Source organism: Thalassospira sp. MCCC 1A03138 (assembly GCF_002115785.1).
Taxonomy (GTDB): Bacteria; Pseudomonadota; Alphaproteobacteria; order Rhodospirillales; family Thalassospiraceae; genus Thalassospira.
In genome coordinates, this window is record NZ_JFJY01000004.1 from 312,486 (window position 1) to 332,288 (window position 19,803).

Genomic DNA, 19,803 nt, shown 5'->3' on the forward strand with positions numbered 1-19,803 from the left:
TCAATTTACAAAGCGTAACAAAGAGTGATTTGTTCTCTTGTCACAGCGCCTGTAGGGTCTGAAACTAAGAAATGGGGTTCATACCCCGAGCGCCGATAGGGCGCATTCATTGACAAACTTGACTGACCTGACTTTTTGGGGGTTCCCGTGAACAAAATTACTGACCTCGGCGCTGCCCTTTCGCATTCGGGCGCATCTGATCATGATGTCGTGCGTCAGCGGACCCTTAAAGCACCCATCGGCTGTGCCGGTGTCGGGCTTCATTCAGGTCATAAAATCCGCATCACCCTTCACCCTGCACCTGAAAATCACGGTATCGTATTCCGCCGCACGGATCTGGATGGCCAACCGCTGTTTCCGGCACGTTACGATGGTGTGATCGACACGCAGCTTTGCACCTGCCTTGGCGACAGGGATGCCGGGATCAAGATTGGTACCATCGAACATCTGATGGCCGCCCTTGCCGGGCAACGCATCGACAATGTTCTGATCGATATTGATGCCGACGAAGTGCCGGTAATGGATGGCAGTTCGGCACCGTTCAACTTCCTGATCGATTGCGTCGGGATTGAGGAACAGGAGGCACCGCGTCAGGTAATTGAGGTTCTGAAACCGGTTGAAGTCGAATACAAGGGCTGCACCGCGCGGATCGAACCGGGGCATGGCTTTGAGGTCGATTTCGAAATCGATTTCGCCAGCAAGGCAATCAACAATCAGCGCATGTCGGTCAAATTCGACGATGGCGTGTTTGTTGCCAATATCGCCCGTGCACGGACTTTCGGCTTCCTGCACGAAGTCGAAGCCATGCGGTCGATGGGCCTTGCACGGGGCGGTTCGCTTGATAACGCCGTTGTCCTTTCGGGCGACGAAGTCATGAACGAAGAAGGTCTTCGTTACGACGACGAATTCGTCCGTCACAAGATTCTTGACGCGCTTGGCGATCTTTACACCGCCGGCAAGCAGTTGCAGGGCAAAGTGACGGCATATAAATCCGGTCACCATGTCAACAACCTGCTTTTGAAGGCGCTGTTTGCCGATGCAAGTGCGTGGCGCGTTGTGCCAATGCGCAAATCGGCCCTTCATGCGGTTGAAGCCCGTGCGCTCGCAACGGCTTGAGAAGCTTTTTTGATATGATCTTGTTTGCAAAAAGCGGTCCCTGGGGGCCGCTTTTTTATTGCGTTTCCCAATCACAGCTTGTGAAACCGCGATCCGGTTTCCGACCGCGATGCAGAAAAGTGCCTGCTGGGTAACACAACCCCTTGCCCTATGCCCGTACAGGCATGGTATAGTCCGGAAAATTCCGCCTGAACGCGTCACAAAGCTTAAGGAAACGTCACAGTGCTTCGTAAGGCTTCCGCCAAGAATGTTATTGCTGCTTGTGGTCTGGCCCTGCTTCTTGCAGCCTGCTCCAGCGACGACAAACCGGCATATGTCGAACGCCCGGTTTCCGAACTTTATAACAGCGCGCAGGACCTTCTGGACGCCAAGGAATACCAGAAGTCAGCCGAGGCCTTTGATGAGGTTGAACGCCAGCACCCCTATTCTGTGTGGGCGACCAAGGCGACCCTGATGTCGGCCTATGCCTATTATCAGGACAACAAGTATGACGACGCGATCACAGCCCTTGATCGCTTTATCTCGCTTCATCCGGCAAACCCGGATGTGCCATACGCCTATTACCTGAAGGCATTGTCCTATTACGAACAGATTTCCGACGTCGGCCGCGATCAGCAGATGACACAGCATGCGATGGACTCGCTTGATGACGTTATCCGCCGTTTCCCCGACAGCCAGTATGCGCGTGACGCGAAACTGAAAAAGGATCTGACGGTTGACCACCTTGCTGGCAAGGAAATGAGTGTTGGCCGTTATTATCAGGATCGCGGTGAATATCTGGCTGCGATCAACCGGTTTAAAATGGTCCTCGACAAATACCAGACCACCACGCATGTCCCCGAAGCACTAGCGCGCCTGACCGAAAGCTATCTGGCACTTGGTCTTGAAGGCGAAGCCAAACGCACCGCATCGGTACTGGGTCATAACTTCCCGGGCAGTCCGTGGTATGAGGAATCATACGATCTTCTGGTTGGTGACGGCATAAACACCCGCGAGGGAGAAAGCTGGTGGCATTCGACCACCACCGCCCTTGGTGACTGGTTCTGATTCTTGACGCGTCGCGTGACTTCCGACACGAGAACGCATCAGGAACACCGATTTCTTGTCAGTTGTTTTTCAACATTTTTCGCTCTTTCCTGCGGCACACAGGGATGCGGCAGATTTTGCGTTCTGCCAAAGCTTGCAAGGCGCGCTGTGATTGGGCACTCTGCTTGTCGCGACGCTGCCTGACGGGCACGATCGCACCTGTTTTAACAATGTCAGTATCCCGCAATGCTCCGACGGCTTAGCATCCGAAATGTTGTTCTGATCGACAAGCTGGACCTTGATTTCCGCGACGGGCTTAGTGTGCTTACCGGGGAAACCGGTGCCGGGAAATCGATCCTGCTTGACTCGTTGGGGCTGGCACTTGGCGCACGCGCCGATAGCGGCCTTGTCCGACATGGTACGGACAAATGCAGCGTTACCGCAACCTTCACCCTGCCCGCCGGTCATCCGGTTTACAGGCTTCTGGCCGAACAGGATATCGAGGTTGAGGACGACGAACTGGTGGTGCGTCGTGTTGTCACCTCCGACGGGCGTTCGCGCGCCTATGTCAATGATCAGTCGGTATCAGTCGGGTTGCTGCGCGATGTCGGCAATTACTGTGTCGAAATTCAGGGCCAGTTTGACCAGCACGGTTTACTGGATCCGACCACCCATCGTGCGACCCTTGATGCGCACGGCAATCTTGGCAGCCTGGCACTTACGGTGCGCGATCAGTGGCGCGCATGGCGCGATACGCAAAAGGAACTGACCGCGGCGACCAACCGGATCAACAAGGCGCGCGAAGAAGAAGAATGGCTGCGCCACGCGGTTGACGAACTTGAAAAGCTTGGCCCCGAAGAAGGCGAAGAAGAACGCCTTGCCGAGGAACGCCAGTTCCTGATGCATGGGGAAAAGCTTGTTGCAGCCCTGAATGATGCCGCGGGCGAACTTTCGCGCGGCAAGGGTGCCGAAAGTGCGCTTCGCAGTGCGCAGCGCCATCTTGAACGCGAATTGCAAAAGGCCGAAGGCCGGTTTGAACCGATCATCGAGGCACTGGACCGTGCCGCCATCGAACTTGAAGAAGCATCGCGTGCGATATCGGTTACCCTTGCAGACCTGAATGTCGATACCGGGCAGCAGGAAACGGTTGAGGAACGGTTGTTTGCGTTGCGCGCGGCCGCGCGCAAATACAATGTACCGGTTGATGGGCTGAATGGCCTGATGAAGGAATACCGCAGCCAGATCGATCAGCTTGAATTCGGTGAAAAGGAATTATCGCGCCTGACGGCTGCCGTTGCCGAACACCGCGCGGCCTTTATCGATGCCGCGCAAAAGCTTCATGGCGCACGCAAAGCCGCGGCCGAGACCCTTGATACCGCCATTAATGCCGAACTGCCGCCGCTTCGTATGGAAAAGGCGCGGTTTGTTACCGACATTGCCGAACTGGAAGAAAACGAATGGGGTATCGACGGGATTGATCGCGTCCAGTTCATGGTTGCCACCAACCCCGGCAGTCCGGCGGGGCCGCTGAACAAAATCGCGTCCGGTGGTGAGCTTTCGCGCTTCCTGCTTGCTCTCAAGGTAGTTCTGGCGCGGGTTTCCGCGGTGCCGAGCCTTGTGTTTGATGAAGTCGACAGTGGTGTTGGCGGCGCAACAGCCGCCGCGATTGGCGAACGGTTGCATTTGCTGGCCGGGGAACGCCAGATTCTTGTGATTACGCACAGCCCACAGGTCGCCGCACGTGGACGCACCCACTTCAATATTGCCAAAAGCGAAAATGACGGCAGCATGGTGACCCGTGTGAACGAGCTGGTCGATGGTGCCCGACGCGAAGAAATCGCAAGGATGCTGGCCGGTCATTCGATCACCGCCGAAGCCCGTGCTGCGGCCGATAGCCTTTTAGACCAACCCCGCTAGAACGTTTGACAGGGTATTTTCCCTGCCCGTTCCAGCCGCTTGAATACGGATAAAAAGAAATATGAGCGCCGAACAAGGGTCAACCTCGTCCATTGTCCCCGACATGCCCGAAACCCGGACCGAGGCAGGACTGCAGCATGCCGAAATTTCCGACCGTATTCGCGACTTTAACGAGGCGTATTATATCAATGACGAACCACTGGTTCCCGATGCGGAATACGACGCGCTGTTCAATCGCCTGATCGAGCTTGAGGCGCGCTATCCGACGCTCAAGAAGAACAGTCCGACGCAAGAAGTTGGTGCCGCCCCGGCCGATGGTTTTGCCAAAATCAAGCATGCGCGTCCGATGCTGTCGCTTGCCAACGCATTTTCGCGCGAGGACATTGTTGATTTTCTGGCCCGTATTCGCCGTTTCCTGAATCTGACGGCGCACAGCCCGGTCGAAATCGTTGGCGAACCCAAGATCGATGGTTTGTCACTATCGCTGCGCTATGAAAACCGTGAACTGGTCAGTGCTGCAACGCGTGGCGACGGGACAGAGGGCGAAGACGTCACAGCCAATGTCGCCCATATCACCGACATCCCCAAAATCCTGCCCGAAGATGCCCCGGCCGACGTCGTTGAAATCCGTGGCGAGGTTTACATGGCGCGTTCGGCCTTCCAGAAGCTGAATGAAACGCAGACCGAAACCGGTGGTAAAACATTTGCCAATCCGCGCAATGCCGCCGCCGGGTCGCTTCGCCAGCTTGACCCGACCATCAGTGCCAAACGCCCGCTGCGTTTCTTTGCCTACAGCTTTGGCGAACTGTCCGAAAGTCTTGCGCAGACGCATTGGGATTTCATCAGCAAGATCAAGGGTTGGGGCTTTGTCACCAATCCCCACACGACGCTTTTGCACAATACTGACGAGATCATGGCGTTTTACGAGGAACTCGGCAATCAACGGGCCGAACTCGATTACGACATTGACGGCATTGTCTATAAGGTCAACGACTTCGAATTGCAGTTGCGGCTTGGCTTTGTCAGCCGGTCACCGCGCTGGGCAATTGCCCATAAATTCCCGGCCGAACAGGCCCGCACCCGCGTTAAGGCGATTGATATCCAGGTTGGGCGCACTGGCGCACTAACCCCGGTTGCACGGCTTGAACCCGTCACGGTTGGCGGCGTTGTGGTCTCGAACGCGACCCTTCATAACCGCGACGAAATCGAACGGCTCGGCGTAAGGGTCAATGACCTTGTCGTCATTCAGCGGGCTGGTGATGTGATCCCGCAGGTGGTCGAGGTCATTACTGATGAACGGCCCGATGACGCCGTGCCCTATGACTTCCCGGAAACCTGCCCGAAATGCGGCAGCCACGCCATGCGCGAAGAAGGCGAAGCTGTCACACGATGCAGCGGCGGGCTGATCTGTCCGGCACAGGCGGTTGAACGACTGAAACATTTTGTGTCGCGCAATGCGTTCGATATCGAAGGCATGGGCGGAAAGCATATAGAGGCGTTCTTTGACCTCGGCTGGGTCAAATCACCTGCCGATATTTTCCGGATCGAGGAAAAGCACGGTGACGCCCTTCGAAAGCTTGAAGGCTGGGGCGATAAATCGGCCGAAAAGCTGTTTGCCAGCATCAATGAACGGCGCACCGTGCCGCTGGACAGGTTTATCTACGCACTTGGTATCCGCCAGATAGGACAGGCCACGGCAAAGCTTCTGGCGCGGCATTACGGATCGATCACGGAATGGCGCACAGCGATGAATGATGCCGGAACGCCCGATAGTGACGCGTTGCGCGATCTGATCAATATCGATCAGATCGGCCCCAGTGTGGCCCATGACCTTATTGAATTCATGGCCGAAGAACATAACCGCGATGTGCTGGATGACCTTCAGGCCGTTCTGACCATCGAAAATGTCGAAGCCCCGCAGGTTACCGACAGCCCCGTCAGCGGCAAAACGGTTGTCTTTACCGGCAAGCTGGAACTGTTTTCGCGTAACGAGGCAAAGGTCAAAGCCGAAAGCCTTGGTGCAAAAGTAGCCGGTTCGGTATCGGCAAAAACCGATTTTCTGGTTGCAGGACCGGGTGCAGGCTCCAAATTAAAGAAAGCAGAAGAATTAGGTGTTACTGTTCTGGATGAACAAGGATGGCTTGATCTGATCGCCGATTGATCAGCGCGGGCAAAGCGGAAGGAAAACGTATCCTATGGAAGACCTTGGCAGCTTTTTTCGCCGCTATGCCGATGCACATCTTAAATTCGAAGCAGACGCCCTTGATGCGTTTTATCACTTCCCGTGCCTGATCAATGACCTGATGGGGGTTCATGCCATCGGATCAGTCGAGGATCTGCATACATACAATCAGTCGTTTTTTGATGAATTGAAAAATGCCGATCTGGCGATGGCGAAATCGATGCTGGTCGAACAGCATTCCGCCCTGCCCGGCGGATCGCGCGCGATCGTGTCGTTCCGGTTCGGCAATTCGGAAAACAATCTGATCTTTGATTGTGATTATGCCTTTGCCCTGCTCAAACAGGACGAGACATGGAAAATCGTTTTTGCCCAGCTTGACGAGATCCGATACAGCGACCTTTATTAGGCGCGCGCACGCCCCAGGGTCAGACGCGCACGGGGCAGATCTTTCGCTGTGGCTTTGCCCAGTACCCGTTCAATTTCAACGGGCGCATCAAGAAAACCTGCCAATCCATACCCTTGAAAGTATGAAACGCCTGCCTGCACACCGGCTTCGATCTGCGCCACTGTCTCACAGCGGCAGAAAACTATTTTATTGATCAGATCGGACGAACATTGGTCGAGTGTCTGCCTGATTTCATCGGGTTCGCAATCCGCCACATGCAGTTTGATGAAGTCGGCGATTTCAGTTTCCTTGGCCAGAAGCTGTGTCAACCGCGACAGCGGAACACGATCAAAGGCCAGTCGAATGCCATGCCTTTGAAAACGTGACAGAATTCCCTGACGTACTTTGGGATTGTTTCGCCACATCAGCAACGGGATTTCCACCGTTAACTTGCGAAGCTGACGGGATGGAATGGTTTTGATCATTCGCTGAAAATTGGCGCTGACAACAGCCACAGGATTCAGGTTCAGAAACCGCGCAACCTCACCCGTATAGTTTTCCTTGGTGACGTAGGATAGAACCCGGTTATCCAGAAGCTCTGTAAAACGCGCGAACATCCATTCATCGTTGAGGATTTCCTTGCCCGAGATCTCTTCCATCGCGGCAATAGAAACCCAGAACTCCTCACCGGCAAGCGCAGGCGCGCTTTCCGGCTGCAATTCCCAGATCAGTTGGCTGCGAATGTGCATCGAGATGTCAGCCTGGCCAATGATCCGCTCGATTTCGACGAGTTGCCCAAGCTGGATGACGTTTTTTGGTGGTGCCAGATAGAAATCAAGGAAGTCTTCGGCGTTCTCGCGTGTGATGGCCCGCATATGACCGACACAGCAGAGCGCAAAAGCAGATGCTTCCTCACTAAGATCGAAGACCTTGCAGTCAAGGCCACCATATCGACGTGCCAGCAAAAATGTTCGTACATTTTCGACCAGTTCTTCCATTCGGCTGCGCTGGTCATTTGGCATCGTCAGGACGAATGTGTGGTCTGATAAAATGCGCGGCGTCAGGTTTTGCAGACAGCCATATTGAAAGTAGCGAACAAATGAACAAAAAACCGTCCGGCTTCGTGTCGTCGGCACACTTGTAAAATCAAGAACGAACGCGCAATGGTCAGGTTTATGAAGGCCGGATTTTTGAATACTGGCGAGCAACTCTTTCGGGACTGTTCTATTCATCCAAGGACCCCTAACGATGCAACTTCATTGTATGTGTCGCTGTTGATCGCGACTTCCTTTAGCGTCCCGGTCTGTGAATTGGATCGTGCTAGGCACGAGTCAAGAGTTACTCTATACTTTAATATAGTACATATCTCTACGGAATCTAATGTGTCCATGTCAAGTAATGGTTGACCAGGCACATGACGTTGAATTGACGATCAGTCACTTAAGATTCGTACTCAACTGCCGCTGGAACCAACACTTTCTTTGATTTCTGCCGACAGACAGAACACGATAGATACTTGGCCGATCACACAGTCAGATAAACCATGAGCCCGATGCATTTCTTCAAAACCATGCTTGTTCTGGGAACGGTTGCGGCCTTGTTCGTCGCGAGTCCGGCACTAGCCGACCCCGATTTCGATGAACTGGTTGGCAAGGCGCGTGCGGTTGATGGCGACACGCTGGAGTTTGGTTTCAAACGCGTTGATCTTTGGGGGGCGGACGCGCTTGAACGGTTTCAGCGGTGCATCGTGAATGGTCAAACCACGGCATGCGGCGCAGATGCATGGCAGGTCGTTACCAATTTGATTGCAGCCGGGCCAATCACCTGCAAGGTGCAGGGCAAGAACCGGTACCATCGCAACATGGCGATCTGTCGCAATGCCAACGGGATTGATATCGGCCAAAGCATGATTGCACGCGGCATGGCCGTGGCACGGACCAACGAAATGCCATCTTATGCTGCGGCTGAAAAGAGCGCACGCCAAAGCCGTTCAGGGGTATGGGCCGGGCAGTTCATCGACCCGCTGCTGTGGCGACGCGGTGAACGGTTGCCGGAACATCAAACCGAAGTCCGCCGCTGGCAACGCGACGAATAAGGGCCGCGATCAGGCACCTTTGCCCGATGCATCCGCTGCCGGGCCGCGGTCGGTATCTGCCGCGTTGACGTCATTCGAACCACGACCGGTTGCCGAAAAGAACGGCCGGGCCAGCAACCGGCCAAGACCAGCCAGTGTGACGCCATTCTTGATAGACGCAACGCCGACAATAACCACAGCAAAGCCAAGCGCCTGCGGTGCCGTCAGCACCTCGCCCAACAGGAGCCATGCGGCAAAGAATGTCATGGCAGGGCCCGAAAGCGAAATCAGTGCTGCCTGTGTCGCACCGATCCGCCGAATACCTTCAAACAGCAGAAAGAACGGGATCACCGTACAGAAGATCGAAATGCCCGCGGTCCACAAAACCCCATCGACATTCAGATTTAGCGGCTTGGTGACGATCAGTTCATAGATGATCATTGATACACCTGCCATGGTATTGACCAGGGCCGCAAAATGCATCGACCCAATGACCGAAATCATCCGCTGCCCGAAATAAAGGTAACAGGCATAAGTCAGGGCCGAGGCAAACGCCAAAGAAGCCCCCAGCCAAAGCTGATCTGAAACAGCACCGATCCCGTTGGGGGCGAGAACCAGTACCAACCCGATATAAGTGACGACAAAGCAGACAAACTGGCGCAAGGGAGGAAGCCGCCACTTATGCAGGCATTCAAGGATCAGAACGATGGCCGGGAATGTGAAAAGCACGATCCGAGAGACGGTGACATCAATCACCGACACCGCGGTAAAATCAAACAGGGCCGCGGCAAAGAACAGCCCGCCATAAAGCGCCCCCCAGAGAATATCGACCGGCTTCATCGTACGTTCGCCCGGGCGGTGTTTGCCAAACAGATAAACACCGATCCAGAAAAACGGCATCGCGATCAAAAAGCGCAACAGCAGCAAACCATCCACCGTCATGCCGGTGGCATAAACGTATTTCGCCAACAGCCCCTTCATTGCGAATGCCACAGTCGACAGCAATACAAGGGTCAGGGCCGAACCCGATGGTTTTGCCACGGATTTGGCATCTGCTGGCGCGGATGGTTTTGTCATTGTTGTCTCCGGTCTCTCTTGGCCTTAACTATCTGCCGCGCTTAGCCATTATTCAATTCGAATTAAATGTTATCAGATATCAGGATTTGCTATATCTAACGACACATAAGCCGGTTCATATGTGTTTTGGATTGCAGATAAATGGACATCAAACAGCTTCGAAGCTTTGTTCACATTGCCGAACTTGGCAGCCTGTCGCGCGCGGCCGACCGGCTGAACCTGTCGCAGCCAGCCCTTAGCCGACAGCTTAACCTTCTGGAAGAGGCACTTGATACCCGCCTGCTGGAACGGACCGGACGCGGGGTCAAACTGACCGAAGCCGGTCAGATGCTGGCCGAACGGGCACGGGTTATTCTGGGTGATCTGGCGCGCCTCGAAGCCGACCTGTCGGCCCGACGCAGCAAGGTAACCGGTCATGTCCATGTCGGTGTGCCGCCCAGTGCCGGGATCGTCATCACCGGTGCGCTGGTCGAAGCATTGCGCGAACGCTATCCCGATCTGAACATCTCGATTGCCGAGGATCTGACAGGTGACGTGCAGGAAGGATTGCTATCGGGTCGCCTTGATATCGGCATCCTGCATGACGGCATGATATCGCGCAGCCTGCATGCCGAACCATTGTGGCGCGAGGACCTGTTTCTGATTTCCCATCCGTCGCGCGTCGGCGAAGGCGAAACCGAAATTGCCTATGAAGATGTATTAACCCTACCGCTTATCATGCCAACGCCAAAACACGGGTTGCGCGCCAAGATGCAGGAAGCCGCATTCCGTGCCGGTCGCCCCCTGACCCCGGTGGTCGAGGCCGACGCATTACGGGTTCTGGTCGATCTGGTCCATCGCGATCTGGGGCATACGGTTTTGCCACGAAGCTCATTGGTGATGGAATTATCGACCGGGCGGCTCAAGGCACGGCGGATCGTCAATCCGCAATTGTCGCGCAAGGTGATGCTGTCCTGGCTTCAGGATCGCCCACTCAGTACCGGGGCCAAAGCCGTGCTTGATACATTGCGCGATCTGGCGGGCACCATGCCGATGGCTGATAACTGAAAAACAAAACCCCGGCACGACGAACGTACCGGGGTTTACTGGAGGGGCTTTGGACTGATCAGACCGGGGCTTCGGAATCAGATGATTTCTGCCACAGGTTCAGGCCACCATCGGTCGCGTATTTGTCGATTTCAGCCAGTTCCTCGGCACTGAATTCAAGGTTGTTCAGGGCATCGAGACTGTTATCAAGCTGTTCGACATGACGCGCCCCAATCAGGGCTGATGTGATTTCCGGGCGACGCAGCACCCACGCAATCGCCATTTGAGCCAGTGTCTGACCACGGCGTTTGGCGATTTCGTTCAGGGCGCGCACACGGTTCAGGTTATCTTCGGACAACATGCCGGACTGGAACGATCCTTCAAGGGCGGCACGGGAATTTTCCGGCACACCGTTCAGGTATTTGTTGGTCAGAAGCCCCTGCGCAAGCGGCGAAAACGCAATGCAGCCAATGCCAAGTTCGGACAGGGTATCAAGCAGCCCTTCGGTTTCGACCCAGCGGTTCAGCATCGAATAGGATGGCTGATGAATGACGCAGGGCGTGCCCAGATCGGACAGGATCGCCTGCGCCTTGCGGGTCATTTCGGCGGAATAGGACGAAATGCCGACATAAAGCGCCTTGCCCGAACGTACGATCTGATCAAGTGCGCCCATGGTTTCGGCAAGCGGCGTATTCGGATCAACACGGTGCGAATAAAAGATATCAACATAATCAAGCCCCATCCGCGACAGGCTTTGATCCAGACTTGAGATCAGATATTTGCGCGAACCCCATTCGCCATACGGCCCCGGCCACATGCGATAGCCCGCCTTGGTCGAAATCACCAGTTCGTCGCGATGGGATTTAAGGTCCTTTGCCAGCACCTTGCCAAAGTTTTCCTCGGCCGATCCGGGGGGCGGGCCATAGTTGTTGGCAAGATCGAAATGGATGACACCGCGATCAAAGGCGCGCCGGATCATGGCGCGCTGCGTTTCAAAAACGTCAACACCACCGAAATTCTGCCAAAGACCCAGCGTGATCTGCGGCAGCATCAGGCCGCTTTTGCCAGACCGGTTATAGGTTGCATTGTCGTAACGTGCGGGATTGGCATTCCAGCCTTCTTCCACTGACGCCATTTATTCCTCCTGCCTATTTTCTTTTGGGGTCATGCCCGCAATTGAATCGATCCAATGTTTTATTCATAAGGCAAAAAGACCCCGCTGTCAGGCGTGTTAAAATGAAAAAACCGCCCCGATATGTCGGGACGGTTTTGCATTGTGCCTTGCCTGAAGACCGAACTTACGCCACGCGTTTCTTGATCGGTGCGGTTGCCTTTTGCAACCATTCAAGAAGATCTTCGTCAAGATCGTCGGCATACATGGCATAGACCTGTGCGTGGTAATCATTCAGCCACTGCAATTCATCCTTGGTCATCAGTTCCGGATCAATCAGTTTGCGTTCAATCGGCGAGAAGGTCAGCGTTTCAAAGCCCAGCATCGGGCGATCCGCCCCAACCGGGCCATCGACTTCGACAACCGCAATCAGGTTTTCGATACGAATGCCGTATTCGCCTTCCTTATAGAAACCCGGTTCGTTCGACAGGATCATGCCCGGTTTCAACGCGATCTTGTTCGGGGCCTTGGAGATCCGCTGCGGACCTTCGTGAACACCAAGGTAACTGCCAACGCCATGCCCGGTACCATGGTCGAAATCAAGCCCGGCTTCCCAAAGCGGCGCACGGGCAAGGGTATCAAGCTGCTGCCCGGTGGTGCCAACCGGGAAAATCGCGCGCGCAAGTGCGATATGCCCCTTCAGTACACGGGTGAAACGATCCCGATGTTCCTGGGTCGGTTGCCCGATCACGGTTGTCCGCGTGATATCGGTGGTCCCGTCCAGATACTGCCCGCCGCTATCGATCAGGAAAATTTCGCCCGGTGAAAGTTTGCGATTGGTTTCGGGGGTATTGCGATAATGGCACAAAGCCCCGTTCGGGCCGCTGCCCGGGATGGTTTCAAAACTGGTATCGCGGAATAACGGATCTTCAGCACGAAGTGCGAGAAGTTTGTCTGCTGCCATGCGTTCGTCAATGCTGCCATCTGACGCGGCTTCTTCAAGCCATGCAAAATAACGAATGATTTTCTCGCCGTCGCGCTTATGTGCCTTGCGCGATCCTTCAAGCTCGACCTCGTTCTTGCAGGCCTTGGGCAACGCCACCGGATCACGACCGATCCGCATGGTTGCACCGGCATCGGAAAGCTTCATGCGCAGCCAGTCGGATGCGGTTGCCTCGTCCAGACGGACCGACTGATTGCCCAACGCACCAAGGGCTTCTTCGAGTTCGCCGGGTTGGCGGAGGGTCGCATCGTTTTCAAGCCATTTGACGGTTTCAGCCGCAAACTTGCGTTCATCCATAAACAGATCAACCGATGCATCGCCATGAATGATGGCATATCCCAACGGCAGCGGAATATGGGGTACATCGCCCCCCCGGATATTCAAAAGCCAGGCGATGCTGTCAGGCGCTGAAATCACCGCACTGTCGCATTCCAGCTTTTCGAGCATTTCGGCAATCTGTTTGCGTTTTTCCGCGTTTGATTTACCGGCATGTTCCAGAAGATGTGGACGAACGGGCGCTATCGGCATGGCGGGCTGTTTATGCCACAGAACATCAATCGGATTGGGCTCGATTGCGACCAGTTCGGCACCGATACCTTTGCACGCACCGCGCAGATGTTCGGCCTGCTGGACAGTATGCAAATGCGGATCATAGGCCAGCTTCTGGCCCGATTTCAGATTATCATGAATCCAGCCCACAACCGGCTCATCGACCAGATGACGATATTCGTAAATGTCACGGTTGACCTGCTGGCGGACCTGAATGGTGTAACGACCATCGACAAATACGGCAGCCTTGTCGGCCAGCACCACCGCCGCCCCGGCCGACCCGGTAAAACCGGTCAGCCATGCCAGACGTTCGGCACAGGCCGGAACATATTCACCCTGATGTTCATCTGATCGCGGTACGACGAAGCCATCGACACCCTTGGCGGCAAGATATTTGCGAAGCGCTTCGATCCGGGCCGCGGCATCATAGCCATCCTTGGCATACAGAAATTCCGATTTGCGTTCATCACGCAATGCCAGCAGGGCCGATTTCAGATCATCGCCAAGCTTGCCACCGACCAGATCAAACCAGTCGGCTCGCGTATCGCCATTGGCACTGGCAAGAACACCGTCGATCAGATCGACAATGGCAGTAACGTCCTTGTTAACGCCGTCACGTTCAAGCATGGCAGCAAGTTGGGTATCGCCGGGAAGGGTCATCAAAATCCTCGTTTCTATGCGTGGGGCAGCATCCGACCAAAGCTATCTAAGGGTTTTCGCTGATCACTTGCAAGATGGAATGCCATAAAACGCCTTCCTGCGCGTCAGATCAGGTCCGCAATAAACTACACCTGTTCTGGTCCTATACCACCACATGCATCATGGGTATGAAAGCCCTGCAAGCTTCGCAATGCAAATTAAGGAAAGTTTAAACTATGACATCCCGGTGACAAAAAGATGACCCGTCGGGACGTCAATTTGCAGGAGACCAAAACGGTGATCCGTTTTCCAATTACTGCCCAAAGCGTTGTTCAATCGCGTCGTCGTCAGACGGCCTATGACGGTCTTGAGCGCCTCACCCTTGCGGAAAGAGCCGCGCTCGGCCTTGATACAGGCCCTGCCAATCTGTCAGACGACGCTGAAAGCCACCATCGGGGTCAGACCCTTTCGGTAGCAGCAATGGGCAGGGAATAGGGATCAATCCCGCCCGCCTAGGTCTTTGATGCCATAAGACGCCACACAGGATCGAAGGTTCGCGATCCTTGCGGTCTTTTTTTGTCTTTCCCTCTGAGACGGCCCTGCTACTCCACAGCAGGGCCGTTTCTTTTTGACCCTACCGCAAAAGCCACGTCATAGTGTCTGCCGATAATGATTTTCGGGGAAACATCCATGACAAAAACCGTCCTGATCACCGGTGGCTCCCGCGGGATTGGCCGCGCAACCGCCATTCTGTGCGCGCAAAACGACTGGAACGTCGCCATCAGCTATGTCGGCAACAGGGAAAGTGCCGATGAAACCTGTGCGCTGTGTGAACGGGCGGGACGAACCGGCAATGTTTTCGCCCTGAAATGCGACGTGAAATATGAACAGGACGTTGTTGACCTGTTTCAGGCAACGCTTGACCGGTTCGGCACAATCGATGCGGTTGTCAATAATGCCGGGATCGTTGCCCCCAAAAGCGATCTGGCGGATATGAGCATCGAACGGATGAAATCGGTGTTTGATACCAATGTTCTGGGCGCCTATATCGTGGCCCGCGAAGCCGCCCGCACCCTGTCAAATGCGGGTGGTTCAATCGTCAATGTATCGTCGATGGCCTCCAAACTCGGATCACCCGGTGAATATGTCGATTATGCCGGGTCCAAAGGTGCGATTGACACCCTGACCATTGGTCTTTCGAAAGAACTTGGTCCCAAAGGCATTCGGGTCAATGCGGTGCGACCGGGCATTATCGATACCGACATTCATGGCAGTGTCGGGCGCCCGGAACGGGTTGCCGAACTTGGCCCCAACTGCCCGCTGGGCCGCGCGGGCAAGGCAAACGAAGTCGCCAATCTGATTTATTGGCTGCTGTCAGATGACGCGTCCTATGTGACCGGCGCGCTGATTGATATTTCAGGCGGGCGTTAAGCCCCGCCCCCAAAGTCCCATCACCCGAGTAAACACAAGAATGTCCTGCGGCATTTATGCATGGCGGACATTCCGCCAAACGCGCATTTGCCGATATCAAAAACACGGCCGGTCGATACAATTCCGGCGTTGTGTTCTTGATGGAGCAACGCACATAAATGGACGACTTTTTCTGGTGGATCGTTCTGATCGGCTTTGCCGCACAGCTTGTTGATGGTGCGCTGGGCATAGCTTATGGGCTGACATCGACATCGCTCCTGATCAGTATCGGCCTGCCCCCGGCGCAAGCCAGTGCCACAGTGCACGCCGCCGAGGTTTTCACCACCGCCGTTTCCGGCACATCACATCATTTCGCACGCAATGTTGACTGGAAAATGGTCAGGACACTGGCGATTGCCGGTTCCATCGGCGGTGCTGCCGGTGCCGCGTTGCTGTCATCGGGGATCGGGGAATATCTTGCGCCGTTTGTCGCCCTTTACCTAAGCGCGCTGGGCGTTCTGGTCATTGCCAAGGCGGTGCGCAAGGTACAACCGCCTGCGGCCATGCGCGGGCTTGCCCCGCTTGGTCTGGTTGGCGGGTTCCTTGACGCGGTTGGTGGCGGCGGATGGGGACCGATCGTATCAAGCACGCTGGTCTATCGCGGCCATGCCGAACCGCACCGGATGCTGGGCACCTCGGCAGCATCGGAATTTTTCGTGACAGTGATGATCACCTTGACCTTTGCCGGGCATTTCGGACTGGAAAGTTTCGGGATGGCGGCACTGGCACTGGTGATTGGCGGCGTGCCTGCCGCACCGCTTGCCGCCGTGCTTGTCCGCATCATACCGCGCAAACCGCTCATGATCGCGGTCGGGTTGCTGATCGTGATCCTTGGCGGGTTCGGGATTTACCGGTTTGTCAGTGCGTTGCTGGTGGCTTAGCCAACCACCAGCGTCGTCCATTCCTCAACCTGGAAACGCTTGACCAGTGACAGGCCAACATCGCGATAGGCCGACAGGACAAACTGTTCCTGATGGGACAGAAGCCCCGAAAGAACCACATAACCACCTTCGGCCAGCGTACCGCGCAGGTCGCGTGCCATATGGCGCAACGGGCGGGCAAGGATATTGGCACACACAATGTCGTAATAACCGGCATTGCGGATGCGCACGTCGCTAAAGCCGTTGGAATGGATCGCGGTGACCAGATCGGTGATCTTGTTGATCCGGGCATTTTCACGGGCAACGCGCACCGATGCGGCATCGATATCAGCCATCATCACCGGGCAACGCCATGTTTTGGCACATGCCATGCCCAGAATGCCGGACCCACAGCCCATATCAAGCGCGTTGTAACGGTACGAATGTTTGGCGATCCAGTCGATTGCCGCAAGGCACCCCTTGGTCGTCTGGTGTTCGCCCGACCCGAATGCCAGACCGGCATCGACCTGCAAACCGGTTTTGGCCACCGGAATACCGTCTTCCCAGTGCGAGCCATGGACGTAGAACCGACCAACCGAAATCGGCTTGAAGCTGCGCAGATTGTCGCTGACCCAGTCCTTGGGCTCGTAGGTGCCAAATTCGACCACCGGCACCTCAACACCGACCGCAGACGCCATCAATGATACGGCGGTTTCAACCGCGGTCTTGTCAAGATGATCGCCCGAAAAGCCTTCGACCTTCCAGGGCGCAGTCGGATCGCCCGGCCGTTCGAAATGCGACAGGGCATCGCAATGCTCATACAACGCCTCGGCAAAGGCCGGGGCATATTTGCCATCAACCTCGAAGGTGAAATTATAGCAACGAACGGTTTCGGTCATATCGCTTCTCGCAAGATTGCGGCGGCCGTTTGACCGCACCATAAATAATGTCCGGGCGGCTTAACCCGGCAGGATGAAACTGTCGACCACTTTCTTTGTGCCGACACCCTCGAAATGGATTTCAAGCTTGTTGCCATCGACTGCCTTGACGGTACCGGGGCCGAATTTGCGATGACGTACTGCATCTCCGACCTTGTATTTCGATGATTTCGAACTGGTGGTGTAACTGGTTTCACCATCCGGCTTTACATCAATCACGTTTTTGCGCACCCGGTCCTGCCATCCCGCGCTGGCAAACCGGCGCTCGCCGGTACCGCCATAGGGGTTATAGCTTTCCGCCGGTTTGTTATCCGCCCAGCTTGGCATTTTCATCCAGTCATCGGCCCCCCATGCACCGGGCGATACATTGCCGCGATGATTGCCAAGGCCAGTGTCGCTGATGCGTTCGACATGCTCGTCCGGCAATTCATCGACAAAGCGTGACGGCAGAGCCGATTGCCACTGGTTATAAATCCGACGGTTGGCGGCATAGGAAACAGTGGCACGTTTGCGTGCGCGCGTGATGCCGACATAAGCCAGACGGCGTTCTTCCTCCAGGCCCTTCACCCCGCTTTCATCCATGGCGCGCTGATGGGGGAAAACGCCTTCTTCCCAGCCGGGCAGAAAGACATAGTCAAATTCCAGCCCCTTGGCCGCATGCAGGGTCATGATGGTGACTTTTTCCTGATCGGCGTTCTGTTCGTTTTCCATCACAAGCGACACATGCTCAAGGAAGCTGGTCAGGTTTTCAAACTCGCCAATCGCGGATACCAGTTCTTTGAGGTTCTCCAGACGGCCGGGCGCATCGATTTCCTTCGATGTCCGCCACATATCGGTATAGCCGCTTTCATCAAGAACCGTTTCAAGCACCGCCACATGCGATGTGGTTTCAAGCATTTCGCGCCAGCGTTTGAAATCACCCAGCAATCCGCCAATCGCCTGACGCATTTTGGGTTTGAGTTCCTCGGTCCCGATCAGATCAAGCGCCGCCGCCGGAAGCGAAACCGCCTGATCACGCGAATATTGATGCAGGGTTTGCAAGGTCGCCTTCCCCACCCCGCGCTTGGGCACATTGACGATGCGTTCAAACGCAAGGCTGTCATCGGGTTGGGCGACCATGCGGATATAAGCCAGCGCATCACGGATTTCCTGACGTTCATAGAAACGCGGTCCGCCGACAACCCGGTACGGGATGCCCAGCGTGATCAGCCGTTCCTCGAACTCGCGGGTCTGGAACCCGGCACGCACAAGGATCGCCATCTGGGATGCACCGATGCCACGGCTTTGCAGGGCTTCGATATCCTCGCCGACAAGCCGCGCCTCGGCCTCGCCGTCCCAGACACCTTTGACGAAGACCTTCTCGCCGGTATCAAGTTCGGTCCAAAGCTCCTTGCCCAGACGGCCATCGTTAAAGGTGATCAGCTTGGACGCCGCCGCCAGAATATGCGGCGTGGAACGATAGTTCTGTTCCAGCCGGACGACCTTGGCACCGGGGAAATCAGACTCGAAACGCAGGATGTTGCCGACCTCGGCCCCGCGCCAGCTATAGATCGCCTGATCGTCATCGCCAACACAGCATATATTGCGATGAACCATCGCCAGCGCGCGCAGCCAAAGATATTGGGCCACGTTGGTATCCTGATATTCATCGACCAGCACATAGCGGAAGGTTTCCTGATAACGGCGCAGGATTTCCGGATGTTTCTGGAACAGGGTCAGGCAATGCAGCAAAAGATCGCCAAAGTCGGCCGCATTCAGAACCGCAAGGCGTTCCTGATAGATTTTATAAAGATACTTGGCCCCGCCATTGGCGAACTCGACACTCTCATTGACCCGTTCGGGTGAAAGCCCCTTGTCCTTCCATCGCTGGATGATCCCCATCAGCTGCTTGGCCGGCCATTTTTTCTGATCGATCTGTTCGGCATCCATGATCTGCTTGAGCAGGCGGACCTGATCATCGCTATCAAGGATCGTGAAGTTTGATTGCAACCCGACCAGTTCGGCATGGCGGCGCAACAGGCGGGCCGCCAGCGAGTGGAAAGTCCCCAGCCACCATCCTTCAACCGGACGGCCCAGCGCATGGGCGACACGTTCCTGCATTTCCTTGGCCGCGCGGTTGGTAAAGGTCACGGCAAGTATTTGCTGCGGATGCAGGCGCTCCGTCTGTCCCTTGGTTTCCAGCAGATGGGCAAGACGGGTCGTCAGAACGCGCGTTTTCCCCGTTCCGGCACCTGCCAGCACCAGCAACGGACCATCAAGCGTTTCGACCGCTTCGCGTTGCTCGGCATTCAGATTGGCAAGGTAATCGGGTGCGGGTGCGTCCTGAAGGCGCATTTCCGGGCTTGCGGCGAATTCATCGATTTCAAAGGGATCATCCATCATGTCGGGATATATAACATGCTCTGCAAACGGGGCCAGTATTGGCATTCA

The 19,803-nt window shown here is 55.5% G+C and carries 16 protein-coding genes; 10 read left to right on the plus strand and 6 right to left on the minus strand.

Going from position 1 to position 19,803, the window contains the following annotated elements; genetic code table 11:
* Positions 1-147: 147 nt before the first annotated feature.
* From lpxC to TH468_RS11245, 5 genes are all read left to right on the plus strand, one after another.
* The gene (lpxC, locus tag TH468_RS11225; RefSeq protein ID WP_085644110.1) at positions 148-1,116 is read left to right on the plus strand and encodes a UDP-3-O-acyl-N-acetylglucosamine deacetylase; all 969 of its coding nucleotides are present in this window, start codon (positions 148-150) and stop codon (positions 1,114-1,116) included.
* 222 nt (positions 1,117-1,338) lie between these two features.
* Complete coding sequence (locus TH468_RS11230) at positions 1,339-2,163, plus strand: outer membrane protein assembly factor BamD (RefSeq protein WP_007089768.1); 825 nt, start codon at positions 1,339-1,341, stop codon at positions 2,161-2,163.
* Between the two features lie 225 nt (positions 2,164-2,388).
* Entirely contained in the window at positions 2,389-4,059 is a 1,671-nt protein-coding gene (recN, locus tag TH468_RS11235) for a DNA repair protein RecN (protein WP_037992121.1), read from the plus strand.
* 91 nt (positions 4,060-4,150) lie between these two features.
* Positions 4,151-6,220 (plus strand): NAD-dependent DNA ligase LigA, encoded by a 2,070-nt coding sequence (gene ligA / locus TH468_RS11240; protein ID WP_371268750.1) that lies wholly within the window; start codon positions 4,151-4,153, stop codon positions 6,218-6,220.
* Positions 6,221-6,254: 34 nt separating this feature from the next.
* The gene (locus tag TH468_RS11245) at positions 6,255-6,647 is read left to right on the plus strand and encodes a hypothetical protein (protein WP_037992120.1); all 393 of its coding nucleotides are present in this window, start codon (positions 6,255-6,257) and stop codon (positions 6,645-6,647) included.
* On the opposite strand, the gene TH468_RS11250 is transcribed toward TH468_RS11245, so the two are convergent.
* Complete coding sequence (locus TH468_RS11250; protein WP_139834698.1) at positions 6,644-7,858, minus strand: EAL domain-containing protein; 1,215 nt, start codon at positions 7,856-7,858, stop codon at positions 6,644-6,646. The genes TH468_RS11245 and TH468_RS11250 overlap by 4 nt on opposite strands.
* Positions 7,859-8,169: 311 nt before the next feature.
* Between TH468_RS11250 and TH468_RS11255 the strand changes: the two genes are divergently transcribed.
* Entirely contained in the window at positions 8,170-8,721 is a 552-nt protein-coding gene (locus TH468_RS11255; RefSeq protein ID WP_085644116.1) for a thermonuclease family protein, read from the plus strand.
* A 9-nt stretch (positions 8,722-8,730) separates the two neighbouring features.
* Here TH468_RS11255 and TH468_RS11260 read toward each other — a convergent pair whose 3' ends face one another.
* Complete coding sequence (locus tag TH468_RS11260; protein WP_085644117.1) at positions 8,731-9,777, minus strand: DMT family transporter; 1,047 nt, start codon at positions 9,775-9,777, stop codon at positions 8,731-8,733.
* Positions 9,778-9,918: 141 nt separating this feature from the next.
* On the opposite strand from TH468_RS11260, the gene TH468_RS11265 reads away from it, so the two are divergent.
* A complete protein-coding gene (locus tag TH468_RS11265) occupies positions 9,919-10,824 on the plus strand; it encodes a LysR family transcriptional regulator (protein ID WP_085644119.1) in 906 nt (301 codons plus the stop codon).
* A gap of 58 nt (positions 10,825-10,882) precedes the next feature.
* On the opposite strand, the gene mgrA is transcribed toward TH468_RS11265, so the two are convergent.
* Positions 10,883-11,938 (minus strand): L-glyceraldehyde 3-phosphate reductase, encoded by a 1,056-nt coding sequence (mgrA, locus tag TH468_RS11270; RefSeq protein ID WP_085644121.1) that lies wholly within the window; start codon positions 11,936-11,938, stop codon positions 10,883-10,885.
* Positions 11,939-12,101: 163 nt separating this feature from the next.
* The gene (locus TH468_RS11275; RefSeq protein ID WP_085644123.1) at positions 12,102-14,126 is read right to left on the minus strand and encodes an aminopeptidase P family protein; all 2,025 of its coding nucleotides are present in this window, start codon (positions 14,124-14,126) and stop codon (positions 12,102-12,104) included.
* Positions 14,127-14,402: 276 nt separating this feature from the next.
* On the opposite strand from TH468_RS11275, the gene TH468_RS11280 reads away from it, so the two are divergent.
* From TH468_RS11280 to TH468_RS11290, 3 genes are all read left to right on the plus strand, one after another.
* Positions 14,403-14,600, plus strand: a complete 198-nt coding sequence (locus TH468_RS11280; protein WP_139834699.1) for a hypothetical protein — start codon at positions 14,403-14,405, stop codon at positions 14,598-14,600.
* Between the two features lie 195 nt (positions 14,601-14,795).
* On the plus strand, positions 14,796-15,536 hold the full coding sequence (locus TH468_RS11285; RefSeq protein WP_085644152.1) for an SDR family oxidoreductase: 741 nt from the start codon (positions 14,796-14,798) through the stop codon (positions 15,534-15,536).
* A 158-nt stretch (positions 15,537-15,694) separates the two neighbouring features.
* Positions 15,695-16,456 (plus strand): sulfite exporter TauE/SafE family protein, encoded by a 762-nt coding sequence (locus TH468_RS11290; protein ID WP_085644154.1) that lies wholly within the window; start codon positions 15,695-15,697, stop codon positions 16,454-16,456.
* On the opposite strand, the gene TH468_RS11295 is transcribed toward TH468_RS11290, so the two are convergent.
* Complete coding sequence (locus TH468_RS11295) at positions 16,453-17,334, minus strand: 50S ribosomal protein L11 methyltransferase (RefSeq protein WP_168177125.1); 882 nt, start codon at positions 17,332-17,334, stop codon at positions 16,453-16,455. The two genes, TH468_RS11290 and TH468_RS11295, sit on opposite strands and share 4 nt — an antisense overlap.
* Positions 17,335-17,394: 60 nt before the next feature.
* A complete protein-coding gene (locus TH468_RS11300; RefSeq protein WP_063095137.1) occupies positions 17,395-19,752 on the minus strand; it encodes an ATP-dependent helicase in 2,358 nt (785 codons plus the stop codon).
* Positions 19,753-19,803: the final 51 nt, after the last annotated feature.